Origin of the sequence: Alteromonas profundi, from assembly GCF_010500865.1 — a bacterium.
In the GTDB taxonomy this organism is placed as follows: Bacteria; Pseudomonadota; Gammaproteobacteria; order Enterobacterales; family Alteromonadaceae; genus Alteromonas; species Alteromonas profundi.
In genome coordinates this window covers 12,521-26,087 of the sequence record NZ_JAAAWN010000014.1, presented here as the reverse complement: position 1 = coordinate 26,087, position 13,567 = coordinate 12,521, and the positions used below count along the sequence as shown (strand labels likewise).

13 protein-coding genes are annotated in these 13,567 nt (G+C 45.4%); all 13 read right to left on the bottom strand.

Annotated features, from left to right (window positions below; translation table 11 throughout):
• Positions 1 to 2 precede the first annotated feature (2 nt).
• Positions 3 to 941: a homoserine O-acetyltransferase MetA gene (gene metA / locus GTH32_RS11535; protein WP_163085867.1), complete on the bottom strand. Its 939-nt coding sequence runs from the start codon at positions 939 to 941 to the stop codon at positions 3 to 5.
• Between the two features lie 92 nt (positions 942 to 1,033).
• A complete protein-coding gene (locus GTH32_RS11530; protein WP_163085865.1) occupies positions 1,034 to 1,477 on the bottom strand; it encodes a DUF2802 domain-containing protein in 444 nt (147 codons plus the stop codon).
• 91 nt (positions 1,478 to 1,568) lie between these two features.
• Positions 1,569 to 2,057: a chemotaxis protein CheW gene (locus GTH32_RS11525; RefSeq protein WP_163085863.1), complete on the bottom strand. Its 489-nt coding sequence runs from the start codon at positions 2,055 to 2,057 to the stop codon at positions 1,569 to 1,571.
• A 17-nt stretch (positions 2,058 to 2,074) separates the two neighbouring features.
• Entirely contained in the window at positions 2,075 to 2,881 is an 807-nt protein-coding gene (locus GTH32_RS11520; protein ID WP_163085861.1) for a chemotaxis protein CheW, read from the bottom strand.
• A 6-nt stretch (positions 2,882 to 2,887) separates the two neighbouring features.
• The gene (locus tag GTH32_RS11515) at positions 2,888 to 3,652 is read right to left on the bottom strand and encodes a ParA family protein (protein ID WP_163085858.1); all 765 of its coding nucleotides are present in this window, start codon (positions 3,650 to 3,652) and stop codon (positions 2,888 to 2,890) included.
• A gap of 53 nt (positions 3,653 to 3,705) precedes the next feature.
• On the bottom strand, positions 3,706 to 4,836 hold the full coding sequence (locus tag GTH32_RS11510) for a protein-glutamate methylesterase/protein-glutamine glutaminase (protein ID WP_163085856.1): 1,131 nt from the start codon (positions 4,834 to 4,836) through the stop codon (positions 3,706 to 3,708).
• A gap of 29 nt (positions 4,837 to 4,865) precedes the next feature.
• Positions 4,866 to 7,106, bottom strand: coding sequence for a chemotaxis protein CheA (locus GTH32_RS11505; RefSeq protein ID WP_163085854.1), 2,241 nt, complete (start codon positions 7,104 to 7,106; stop codon positions 4,866 to 4,868).
• Between the two features lie 12 nt (positions 7,107 to 7,118).
• A complete protein-coding gene (locus GTH32_RS11500) occupies positions 7,119 to 7,874 on the bottom strand; it encodes a protein phosphatase CheZ (RefSeq protein ID WP_163085852.1) in 756 nt (251 codons plus the stop codon).
• A gap of 34 nt (positions 7,875 to 7,908) precedes the next feature.
• The gene (cheY, locus tag GTH32_RS11495) at positions 7,909 to 8,292 is read right to left on the bottom strand and encodes a chemotaxis response regulator CheY (RefSeq protein WP_163085851.1); all 384 of its coding nucleotides are present in this window, start codon (positions 8,290 to 8,292) and stop codon (positions 7,909 to 7,911) included.
• Between the two features lie 36 nt (positions 8,293 to 8,328).
• Entirely contained in the window at positions 8,329 to 9,060 is a 732-nt protein-coding gene (locus tag GTH32_RS11490) for an RNA polymerase sigma factor FliA (protein ID WP_163085849.1), read from the bottom strand.
• Entirely contained in the window at positions 9,057 to 9,923 is an 867-nt protein-coding gene (locus tag GTH32_RS11485) for a MinD/ParA family ATP-binding protein (protein WP_163085847.1), read from the bottom strand. Before GTH32_RS11485 ends, GTH32_RS11490 begins: the two co-directional genes overlap by 4 nt.
• Entirely contained in the window at positions 9,920 to 11,323 is a 1,404-nt protein-coding gene (flhF, locus tag GTH32_RS11480; protein WP_163085845.1) for a flagellar biosynthesis GTPase FlhF, read from the bottom strand. Before flhF ends, GTH32_RS11485 begins: the two co-directional genes overlap by 4 nt.
• Positions 11,324 to 11,353: 30 nt before the next feature.
• Positions 11,354 to 13,453: a flagellar biosynthesis protein FlhA gene (flhA, locus tag GTH32_RS11475; protein ID WP_163085843.1), complete on the bottom strand. Its 2,100-nt coding sequence runs from the start codon at positions 13,451 to 13,453 to the stop codon at positions 11,354 to 11,356.
• Between the last annotated feature and the right edge of the window lie 114 nt (positions 13,454 to 13,567).

Genomic DNA, 13,567 nt, shown 5'->3' with positions numbered 1-13,567 from the left:
GGTTACCTCTTAGGCTGCGGTTTTTCAGCAAGCTGGTTTAAATCATATGGCGTGGTCTGGTAAACGTAATAGTTTAGCCAATTGGTAAATAACAAACTTCCATGGGAGCGCCATTGTACTATGGGTGATTGGGTCGGGTCGTCATTCGTAAAATAGTTCTTCGGAATTGCGGGTTGCTGACCTGACTGCAGATCACGAAAATATTCATCTTTTAAAGTATCGGGATCGTACTCAGGGTGCCCAGTAACAAACACCATACGCTTATCATGGGACGCCACAATATATGCACCCACATCATCAGACTCTGCCACCACTTGCAAGCCATCTGCCTTATTATATAACGATGTGTCTATATGACCGTACCGTGAGTGAGGGGCATAAAACACCGGGTCGAAACCACGTAGAAGCTCATTATTAGGGTCGTTTACACGATGAGAAAACACCCCAGAGAATTTATTTTCACGCAGTTTACGGGTTACACCGTAAAAGTGATACATGGCCGCGTGGGCCGCCCAACAAAGATACAGTGTTGAGTTTACATGGCGCTGCGCCCATTCAAGGATAGTGGTCATAGTATCCCAGTACTTCACTTCTTCATAATCAAGCATAGCAAGGGGGGCCCCAGTTACGATAAGGCCATCGTATTTCTTATTCGCTATTGAAGAGAAGTCGTGATAGAAGGCGTCCATATGAGACTGCGGCGTGTGCTTTGGTGCTTGATTATCAATACGAATAAAGTCTACATTAATTTGCAGCGGCGTATTAGACAGTAGGCGGAGCAGTTGTACTTCAGTCTCAATTTTATTTGGCATTAAATTCAAAATACCAACTTCTAATGGACGAATTTCCTGGCTTGCAGCCCTGTCCATATCCATAGTGAAAATATTTTCACCTAATAACACATTTTGTGCGGGGAGTTGGTCGGGGATACGAATCGGCATACAAAGCTCCAGTCATTATTTACTATGACTGTATTGTGGCAATTAACCAGAGTATGTCAACATCTTTACGTCTAGACGTCCAAATGAATTTTCTATAACCCTGTGTCGGGTTGTCTATGTACCATACTTAGCATCTCTGCTTCAGCGCGGGGAATATCGCAGGCTTCCATCACCTCTTCTATAGAAGCGCCTTGTTTTACTAGCTCTGCAGCGCGTTGATAAAGTCGCAGGGAAGGATCTTGCAGTTTCAATTCTCGAATTTGGCTTTCAAATTCATCAAACTTTTGTTGCAATGATTGAATATGACGTGTGACCACAAGACTGCGGGCTTGGTCTTCGTTTTGTTGGTGGGCAAAGTTACGCACTGCTGCTTCCGCGGCGGCTATTTTCTGTGCGTTTTGCTGCTCATGAGTGTGAAGTAGTTGATAGACCGTTCTTATCTTTACAAATATCACGCCTATCAGCGCGGCTAAAATAATAACAACCACGATTAGTGCAAGTTCAATTGTCGTTGGCGCTACCCACTGCATTTCCATGTGAACTATGCCTCTTTACACCCTAGAAAAGATGAAACAAAAGAGCAGACAACACATGCTGCTCTTTTTTGTCGTTGTGATTAAGACGCGTTTATATACTACTTAATTCGTCCCATTCTTCATCACTTAACAACTTGTTAAGATCGACTAAGATAAGTAGCTCGCCATCTCGATTGCTCACGCCTTGGATAAATTTAGCACTCTCTTCAGTGCCTACATTTGGCGCACTATCAATTTCAGAAGATCGCAAGTAAACCACCTCGGCTACACTATCCACCAAGATACCAACAACTTGCTCGTCTGACTCTATAATCACAATACGGGTGTTATCGGTCATTTCCGCCGGCGGCAGCCCAAAGCGAGCACGTGTATCAATAACAGTGACTACATTACCCCGTAAATTGATGATCCCTAAAACGTAATCTGGAGCACCGGGCACGGGGGCTATCTCGGTATAACGTAATACTTCTTGAACCTGCATTACGTTAATCCCATACGTCTCTTCACCTAAACGATAGGTTACCCACTGAAGGATCTCATCGTTATCAGTGTTGTTACTATTTGTTCTTTCATCGCTCATGAACCTGGCTCCCAATACTATGGCGTCTGGTCGTTACTGCCTAAGCCTTTGTTAAGCATAATTATTAATTCGCTAACGTCGATTAACGCGCACATTTTTTCTTTTACCATCCCGGCTAGCCAAGGACGTTTTCCTACAGACTCACGCCATTTGACGTCAGCTTTTGATAGAGTGACTGTGTTGACTAGTTTTTCACTAGCCAGCCCCCACTGACTCTCGCCTAACATAATAAGATATCGGTAGTTAAGCGATTGTTCGAGTGTTTCATCATATTTTTCTGGCATTACCCATCTTGCACTATCCACTACATTGAGTTTTTCCTCTCGATGTAGCATCACCCCCATAAACCAGTCAGGCTTACCAAATAAGGGGCCTATTTTACCTAATTGATGTATACCACCAAGCGTAATCAGCGGCACGGCTAGGGTTAACCCGGCAACGTCAAAAAATAGCGCCTGAAAATGCTCATCGAGTCTATCTTTTAATGCCAGCTTTGGATTGCTTACTACGCTATCATCAATGGTATTCGCATCGTCACTTGCAACCTGTTGGTTTATATCTTCAATAAACTGCGCATCGTCTTGCCTGGCTACATCTATATCATCAATCGATGAAACTTGAGGGGTGTCTTGTGCAATCTCTTGCTCCCCTAGACCTATATCCACCCCTGATGTCTGACTTTCATCGGCAATCTGTTGCGCTGCTTGTTCAAGCAAGCGAGAGGCACGAACGCTAGCATCGTCAGGCTTTACCTGCTCGTTAAGAAGGCTATCTAGATATGCCTCCATAACGTCTTCACGTGCAAAGGGTGATTGCTTACTCATGTTACGTTATTTCTCCAGCGCCTCTAGTAGTTTAGCATATGCGCTTACGCCTCGTGTCTTCGGGTAGGCAACCGAAATAGGCAACTGTACTAAACTGGCATCTCTAAAATGAGTATCTACGGGGATCACTCCCCGCCATACACGCTCACCGTAATCAGAAACAAGCCGCTTGTGCGATGCGAGGGCTGCATTGGTACGCTTGTCAAACATGGTAGGTACAATCACCGTATCGAAGGACTTTTGCAACGACCTACCCATGATTTCCATGGTTCGTATCATTCTATCTAGCCCCTTTAATGCAAGGTATTCTGTTTGTGTTGGCACAATAACTTTATTGCATGCAGCAAGGGCATTAACCATCAGCACCCCTAACACAGGAGGACAGTCAATAATGGCCACATCAAATTCATGCGCTACTTTTGCCAATGCTTTTTTCAATACCAACCCCATCCCCTGTTCGCTTCCCATAGATCTATCTAGGGTTGCTAATGCCATGGTAGCAGGTAGCACATACAAATTATCTAGTTTGGTCGGACACAAACAATCCAATACCTTATCGGCAGTAATGTTCCGAGATTGAATAAAAATATCGTATACCGAGTGACTTAACGCCTCGGTATCAATGCCGAAATAGTAGCTTAATGACGCGTGAGGATCTGTGTCTACCATTAACACCCGCTTTCCCGCCTGTGCTAACAAGCCACCGAGCGATACGGTAGTAGTGGTTTTACCTACACCACCTTTTTGGTTTGCGACGGTCCACACTTTCATTTAGCAATTCCTAGCACAACGCATGCGTGTATACGCCTTTTCAATGAAAACATTTACTTCATTTCAGTTTGTATACAGTTACTCATATCATCAATATTAATACTTTTCACCGAAATATTGGCCATAGTTACCGCCTGTGGCATACCATAAACGACACAGGAATCTTGGTCCTGCGCCCATATGGTGGCCCCTTTATCTTTCAGTAATCGACTACCTTCTCTACCGTCAGCTCCCATACCGGTAAGAATAATGCCTAACACGTCACCACCATAGGCTTTTGCTAATGACCCAAACGTTAAATCGACACTGGGTTTATAACTTATCTTCCCGCCCGGATTAGCATCGGTAATGGCGATGGTTTTATAAGGGCCTTTTGCTTCAATTAACAGTTGTCGCCCACCGGGTGCCAAATAAGCCCAGCCCGGTTTCAATATATCGCCGTGCTCAGCTTCCTTCACATTAATGTTGCAATGCCCATTTAATCGTTGGGCAAAAGCGGTGGTGAAGGTTCCTGGCATATGCTGAACCAATACAATGGGATAGGCGAAGTTAGCCGGTAAGGGGGCTAAGACCTTTTGAAGGGCTACAGGACCGCCGGTGGACGCACCTATGGCTAAACAATGATAATGCTTTCCGGAGGCTTTGACAGACGAAACAGTAGGCTGCAAAGCGGCCCCTTGCCTACCCGACAATAAGCCAGATGATCGTATCAACCTTGGCGCTGGTGCATTGTCGGGAAGCTTTCTTGGCTCTATGCGTTTAGTGGTTAATCGTCTTAGACCTAAACCCCTACGTGCAATTAAACGTACCTTAGTACACAATAATCGCGCTGCATCTTTTCTATCTTTAGCAATATCTTCAAATTTTTTCGGTAGAAAATCGAGGGCGCCGGCTTCTAAGGCATCTAGGGTCGCCTGCGCGCCATGATGGGTAAGCGAGGAAAACATTAGAATAGGAAGAGGGCGCGATGCCATTATTGCTTTCACCGCCGAAATCCCGTCCATCACCGGCATTTCAACATCCATTGTGATGACATCAGGTGATAGCGTTTCAATTTTTTCTAAGGCGTCACGACCATTTCTGGCTTCGCCAATGACTTCTAGCTCTCTATCATCATCAAGTATTTCACGTACTCGACGACGATAAAAAGCTGAATCGTCCACGACCAGGACTTTAAAGACCATGGATGTTTATTCCTATTTGCTTCGTCGTCTTACTTCAAGGGTTTACGTGCGTAGCGCTTGAGTAAACTTGGAACGTCTAAAATGAGTGCGATACCGCCATCGGAAGTGATCGTTGCACCCGCCATTCCCGGAGTACCCTGGAGTAACGCGTCCAGCGGTTTTATCACCACTTCTTCTTGACCAATTAGCGCGTCAACTACAAAACCCACTTGCTGTGTTCCTATTTGGGCAACAACTACATGGCCTTTGTCCCTTTCGATATCCTTTGGACCACGTATTAACCACTCTGCTAAGAAAAAGAGTGGGATCGCCTTTGAACGCACGATCATTGTTAACTGGCCATCTACCGTATTGGTCTTTTTGATGTCCATATTAATAATTTCGTTCACCGCCCCAAGGGGTAACGCAAAGGTTTGTTTACCAACAACAATCATTAACGTAGGCAGTATGGCTAATGTTAGTGGTACCTTGATATCAAGGCGCGTACCCTTACCAAGCTGTGAGTCGATATTAACCGTACCATTTAGCTGGTTAATCTTAGTTTTTACCACATCCATGCCCACGCCCCGACCTGAAATATCACTTATTTCAGTTTTGGTCGAAAAGCCTGGCGCAAAGATAAGATTAAACGCTTCAACATCTGACATGCGTGCGGCGGCATCTGCATCGAGCACCCCACGGCTAATAGCAATCTCTTTTAACTTTTCAGGATCCATCCCCTTACCATCATCTTCAATGGTAAGTAGGATATGATCCCCTTCTTGGGACGCAGACAGTTTAACTGTTCCCATCCGAGGCTTGCCTGCTGCCACGCGCTCATCAGGCATTTCTACACCGTGATCCACTGAGTTTCGCACTAAGTGAACCAAAGGATCAGCCAACGCCTCTACCAAGTTTTTATCTAAATCTGTTTCTTCGCCTTCAAGCTCAAGTGTAATTTCTTTCTTAAGACTACGGGCAAGATCGCGTACTACCCGAGGGAAGCGGCCAAACACTTTCTTAATTGGCTGCATACGGGTTTTCATTACCGCGCCTTGTAGGTCTCCGGTAACTACATCGAGGTTGGCGATTGCCTTCGACATACTCTCATCGTTTGAGTTAATGCCTAAACTTAATAACCGATTTCGCACCAATACCAATTCCCCTACCATATTCATAATTTGGTCGAGTCGCTTGGTATCTACACGAACTGTAGTTTCACCCTGAGGCGCTGAAGGAGACGCTTTTTTGTCGTCTTTTTTGTCTTCTTTCTTGCCTTTGTTTTGCGCAGCAGGCGCACTAACCTCTGGTTTCTTCGCAGCAGGTTGTTGTGCTTTAGCGGGGGCCGCTGGCGTGGATTTTTGCTGTTCTTGCTTCGCCTTATTTATGGCATCAGTCGCCTTTGTATCTACAGGCGGCTTATTGGTGGGCGCACTTACCGACGTTGATGGCCCCTGTCCTGCGCCATGTAATTGGTCTAGCAAAGCTTCAAATTCATCGTCCGATATTTCATCACCATTACTGGTAGTATCTGTAGAGGGCTCTGTCACTACAGGTGCAGCTGGCGCTGGCGGCGTATCTTCTTTGCCAAACTGACCTTTTCCATGAAGCTCATCTAACAAGGCTTCAAATTCATCATCGGTAATATCATCACCGGCGGTTGAAGGTTCGGCTTCAACTGGCGTAGGTGCGGCTGTAGTGGGCTTGCTACCGCTTGGGCCACCAGCGCCATGGAGCTCGTCTAATAATGCTTCAAATTCGTCTTCAGTAATCTCGTCAATTCCGCCGTCACTTTTTGATGAAAATGGGTCTGTGGCTGGTTTCTCTATTGAAAACTCTTCCACTGGCTCACTGGATTGTTGCGTTTCACTGTCCGTAGCAAAAATATTTTCATCAGGGGTTTCGGGGTGACTGAGTTTATGAAGTGTATCGACAAGTTGCGCATCAGCGGGAACCAAAGGTTCTCTCGATTTCACCTTTTCAAACATATCTACAACAACGTCGGTTGCCTGTAGAATAATATCCATCAACTCGGGTGTAAGTGTACGTTGCCCATTACGCATAACGTCAAATACGTTTTCCGCTCCGTGGCAAATTTCTACCAATTCGGTAAGTGAAAGAAAGCCAGCCCCGCCTTTTACTGTATGATAGCCGCGAAAAATCGCATTAAGTAAATCAGCGTCTTCTGGGTGGTTCTCAAGATCAACGAGTTGTTCTTGTAATTGTTCAAGTATCTCTCCGGCTTCCACCAGAAAGTCCTGTAATATTTCCTCGTCAACATCAAACGACATGCGCCTGCTCCCCTAAAAACCTAAGCTAGACAAAAGATCATCGACGTCATCTTGCCCCGAAACAACGTCATCGCGTTTCTCAGCATCGATAATAGGGCCTTCTGCCACAACATTATCGGCTTTTTTGACTGTCTTGACCGCTGGTTTGGTCGTATCTGACGACTCAGGCTCACCGAACATGGTAAGCATATTCACTAAGCTTTCTTCTACTTCCTTCACCAAATCTATAACCCGGCGAATAACTTGTCCGGTTAAATCCTGATACCCCTGTGCCATTAGCACTTCGGTAAGTAACTGGGTTAGTTTGGCTGATTGATCTACGCCCTCTTCAAGTAACTCGTCGAGATCACCACACAGGGCTTTAAACTCGCCTAGTTCTATTTGACGGCTCATCAGCTTTTTCCACTCTGGCATCACCTTTTCAATTCGCCCTGACAAAGTCTCGGCGATAGGCATACTTTCTTCAACAGCGTCCATCGTGGTATTGGCGGCTTTTTCTGTTTCTTCAATAACGTAGGTCAAACGAGTTTGTGCGTCTGGGATATCGTCGTTGGCGAGATCTTTAATGCGTTCATCAATTTGAAAGTTATTTAACGCGTCATGAAGTTGACGGGTTAATTTTCCTACCTCTGCAAAGAGCTCTATCGACTCTTTCATTGAAACCGCTTCTAAGATGGCACTCGCTGACGCATTGTCACCTTCTTCCAAATACCTGACTAACTGTTTAGCTTCGTCTAGGGAAATGGGCACATTTACGTTTGCTGTCATCCAGTAAACCTCATTTTTCTTGTGAGCGCCTGGATTAACCTAAACGTTCGAAAATTTTATCGAGTTTTTCTTTCAAGGTTGCGGCCGTGAAAGGTTTGACAACATATCCGTTAACGCCCGCTTGTGCGGCGGCAACAATTTGTTCTTTTTTGGCTTCCGCAGTTACCATTAATACAGGCAGGTGTTTTAGTTTTTCGTCGGCGCGGATAGCACGCAACAAATCAATACCTTGCATGCCAGGCATATTCCAGTCGGTGACGACAAAGTCAAAGTCGCCTTGCTGAAGCATAGGTAACGCGGTATTGCCGTCGTCCGCTTCCTGGATATTGGCGAAACCCAAATCTTTAAGCAGGTTCTTTATGATACGTCTCATGGTGGAAAAATCATCAACCACAAGAATCTTCATATTTTTATCCAAAATAGCCTCCAGTGAGGGGTTAATTGTTATTAATATCTATTCTTCGTCAGCTCGCCAAGACTTCATTCGAGATTTGAGTTTTAACATGGCCTGACTATGAATTTGACTGACTCTCGATTCACTCACATCAAGCACTTCACCTATTTCTCTTAGGTTAAGTTCTTCATCGTAGTATAACGACAGTACAATAGCTTCTCGCTCTGGTAACGTGGTTATAGCTTGTGCTAACGCTTTTTGGAAGGCGCCTTGCATAAGGTCATCAAGGGGTGCATCAATGCCGCGATTTTTATCAGTGGATATAACGTCTTCTGATACACCTAAATCTTCAATGCCGACAAGCTTACCTGCATTTACCTCATTTAACATCTGGTGATAGTCTTGCATGCTAACATTCAGTTTTGCAGCAATATCTACATCGCGCGCGTCGCGCCCCGTTTCTCCTTCAACTTGAGAAATCGCTTCGGTAATAGCGCGTCCATTTTTATGTACCGAACGGGGTGTCCAATCGCCTTTTCTTATTTCATCTAGCATGGCACCGCGAATACGAATACCTGCAAACGTTTCAAAACTGGCCCCTTTAGAGCCGTCAAAATTTCGTGCGGCTTCAAGTAATCCTATCATGCCAGATTGGATTAAATCGTCCACTAATACACTGGCAGGTAATCTCGCAATTAGGTGGTGGGCAATACGCTTAACTAACGGCGCATGTCGCTCAACTAATTGCGCTTTATCGGTTTGTTGTCGATAAGCGGCTGCCTTACTGTTCAACGCTGATTTCCTACTGCTTTGTTTGAAACTAACTGTTCAATGAAAAACTCTAAATGCCCCCCTGGCTGAGAAGGAATAGGCCAGGTGAGTGCCTTAGTCGCTAAACGACTGATTGCCACTGCCGCAGGCGAACTTGGATAGGCATCAACAATAGAGGTTTGCTTTCTCACAGCTCTGCGAATATTTTCATCAAACGGAACGGTTGCTACTAATTCTAATGCTACATCTAAAAAGCGCCCGGTCACCTTTGACAATTTGCTAAACAGTTCTTGCCCTTCACGTACATCGCGAACCATATTGGCCACAACTTTAAAGCGAAACACGCCATGTTCGCGATTAAGAATCTTGATAAGGGCATAGGCGTCGGTAAGAGAGGTAGGCTCATCGCATACTACCACCATGATATCCTGAGATGCCTTAGAGAAACTAAGTACCATATCGGATATACCGGCCGCAGTATCCACTATTAGCACATCTATCTGTGAACGAAGTTCACTAAATGCACGAATAAGCCCAGCATGTTCTGTAGGGGAGAGTTCCGCCATAGACTGAGAACCAGACGTAGCTGGTGCTATTTTTATTCCGTGGGGCCCTGTAACTAACACCTCATCGAGTGTGCATTCGCCGGAAAGAACATGAGATAGGTTTTTTTCTACCCTAAGTCCTAGCATCACATCAACATTGGCCAGACCTAAGTCTGCATCCAATACCATGACACGTTTCCCTTGCTTAGCCATCGCAATAGCGGTGTTAAGGGTAATATTGGTTTTTCCCACGCCACCTTTACCACCGGTGACGGCGATAACCTTAATTAGCCGTGATTGCTTCATTTTTCGTAAGCTACTCGCTTGATCATCAATCATACTGCTCGCGCTGTTCTGATCACATTATTGGTACTAGTATGATTCAAACCGTACTTTTTATAAAGCTTTGCAGCAGCAGATACTAAAGATTTTGCTTCCGCTACCTTAATATCTTCTGGAACTTTCTGCCCGTCCGTCACATAGCTTACAGGAAGTTGATATTCAACCGCTGCACTAAGCACTTCTCCTAAAGAGTAGCACTCGTCTAACTTAGTGAAGATACAACCGCTTAATTCAATACCATCATACGCTTCAATGATGCGTTGCAATGCAGGATATTGGGTATTCGCTTGCGCGACCAAGTATTTTTTCACTGATTGCATTTGCCCATTGTCAAATTGCTGAATTTGTTTAATTAATCTACTGTCACGCTGACTAAAGCCCGCAGTATCAATAAGCACTAAACGCTTGTGCCGTAATTGAAATAGCAAATCAGCGAGTTCTTCACTGCTTTGTGCTTTTCTCACGGTACAACCGATGATTTTGCCATAGGTTGCCAATTGTTCAAAGGCAGCAATACGATAAGTATCTATGGTAATCATTGCTACCGAGTCTGCGCCATATTTTTGTGCGTAACGCGCAGCCAATTTTGCAACTGTTGTTGTCTTCCCCGTGCCGGTTGGACCAACTAATGCAACTGCACCTTGCTCGCTGAGTATATCGTTACCTGTTGTATTAATACGATTAGCCAATAGGTTTAAAAGGTATACCCATGCATCACGCTCGTTATAGTGTGATGGCGTATAGCTAATTAGCTGGCTTGCGAGAGCGGGGCTTAAGCCCATATCGGTCAAACGTTGAATAAGATAATGGTGAACGGGTTGCTGGCGGCGCTGCTTGGCTTCCATCAAGTCGGCGACTTGATGTTGCAGTACGTTACGTAACGAGGCCAACTCTTCCTTTATTTGCGAAAGCTCTGCTGATGGCACCTGCGGTACGTCTTCTATTCCCGCGGCTTGATGTGCAGGAAATTCGTTCGCAGTCTGCTGCTCTTCAACATCATCGATAAACGCATCGGAAAAATCGAGGTGCGATGCAATATCATTGGCGTGTTGCGGATTGCCACCTACTGGACGGGGTGCGTCTTCGTAGCCTTTAGCTTGGGGTTTATTACCACCGTGTTGCTTTTCTAATAGCGCTTTTAAACTATCAGGGCCATCGTCGCCAATAATTTCACTTAAACTTGGGGTGGTTTTTTGTTGCGCTGGCTTAGCAGCCGCCTGTTGAACCGGTTTTTTTACCGCGAATTGCCCTTCAGGCTCTTTGTCATAGGCCGCGACTAATTCAATTCCATCGGCCACCTTTCGGTTTGACATGATAACTGCTTCGCTTCCCAGCTCTGCTTTTACCTGACTCAGAGCTTCACGCATGTCTTTACCAAAAAAACGTCTGATTTTCATTGCAACCTTCTCCAATCACCCAGCGTCAGATTATTGACCTACCGAACTGACTATTTTTATCTGCTTGTCGTCAGGCACTTCTTGGTACGAAAGTACATGTAGGCCTGCAACGGAGTATTTTAAGAAGCGAGAAAGTACTGGGCGCAACATGCCGGAGGTGAGTAATACCGCAGGCTCACCTTCAAGTTCTTGTTGCTGACTCGCTTGTTGCAATGATTTTTGCAACTTATCTGCCAGTCCTGGTTCAATACCAGCGCCGTCCTCGCCACCTGCTTGTAAAGACTGGTGCAACATCTGTTCCAACTCTGGCGCCAAGGTTATGACAGGTATTTCTTTGGCGCCTTGGGTAATTTCCTGGACGATTAAACGCTTAAGCGCAATACGTACGGCAGAAACCAATACATCTGGGTCTTGGCTACGGGGCCCGTACTCGCTAAGGGTTTGCACTATGGTGCGCATATCTCTAATAGGCACGCCTTCAAACAATAAAGTTTGAAGCACTTTAACCATGGTGCTAAGCGGCAATATATCTGGTACTAAGCCTTCCACCAATTTCGGATGTTGCTTCGCCAACATATCTAATAACTGCTGTGCTTCTTCATGGCCTAAAAGCTGATAAGCATTGTTGGTAAGCAATTGGCTAAGGTGTGTTGCAACTACTGTGGCGGCATCTACTACCGTATAACCTAAGGTTTGCGCATGTTCACGCTTGCTGGGTTTAATCCATACCGCGTCTAAACCAAAGGCTGGGTCTTGGGTGGCACGTCCTTCAAGTTTTCCAAATACTTGGCCTGGATTTATCGCCAACTCTTCTTCGTGACTAATTTGTGCATCACCAATGGTGACACCTAACATCGCTATGGTGTAGGTATTGGGTTCTAAATCTAAGTTATCGCGAATGTGCACAGGCGGGATCAAAAACCCCAACTCTTGCGACAGCTTTTTCCTTACCCCTTTAATTCGGGTAAGTAGCTCGCCGCCTTGCGACTTATCTACCAGTGGGATAAGTCGATAACCCACCTCTAACCCTATGGTATCTACCTGCTGAACGTCATCCCACCCGAGCTCTTTAACCTCAGGCGCTACGCTTTCATCTTTTACCATGCCTGTAGGCTCAACCGGTTGTGCCGCTTTGCGCTTCGCTGTTACCCCCTGCCAAAACGCAATGCCAGCAATTAATACTGCGAAACCTAAAAAGGCCACATGGGGCATACCTGGAATAATCCCCATTACGAACAAGACGCCCGCGGCTATATAGAGGGCTTGATTATTCCCAAGTTGACCGCGAATTTCTTTACCCATTTCTTGGGTTTCATTTTCTCGGGTAACGATAATGGCGGTAGCCACGGAAAGTAGTAGCGATGGGATTTGCGCAACCAAGCCATCCCCAATTGTTAATATGGTATACACCTCGATGGCACGTCCAAAACTTAGATCGTGCTGAAACATACCGATAAACAAGCCGCCTACAATGTTAATTAACATAATGAACAGACCGGCAACGGCGTCACCTTTAACAAATTTAGACGCACCGTCCATAGAGCCATAGAAGTCGGCTTCTGCGGTAATTTCTTCACGACGTGCGCGGGCTTGATCTTGGTCGATATACCCAGCATTCAAGTCTGCATCGATAGCCATTTGCTTTCCTGGCATAGCATCAAGCGTAAAGCGAGCACTTACTTCTGAGATACGTCCAGCCCCTGCTGTAACCACTTTAAAGTTGATAATGAGCAAGATAGCAAAAACGACAACCCCCACTGCATAGTTACCCCCGATAACCACAGCACCGAAGGCTTCGATAACCTTACCGGCGGCATCTCCCCCTTCGTGGCCGTAGAGTAATACAACACGGGTTGAGGCGACGTTTAGCGCCAAGCGTAATACGGTTGCGATAAGCAGAACTAAAGGAAAAATACCAAAATCGACGGGTTTTTGGGTTAATACCGCCACTAAGATAATGACCAAAGAAAGGGCGATATTAAAACTAAATAGTACGTCTAATAAGAACGGAGGCATGGGTAAAATAACCATGCCCATAATAGCGAGTAAAACGATGGGTGCGCCCAAGCCACTCGTAAAGTTCTGCAGCTGACTTTTGTCGAATCGCTGAAGGTAACCGGATAACTGCATTTAAGGAAGTCTCTCTAACAGAAAATTGACGCTTTTGATTATCTGTAGCGAGTATTACAACTAACGTGCCAGCTTTTCTAACGGGGCAAATACGGGGCGCTTAGCGCCTAATAA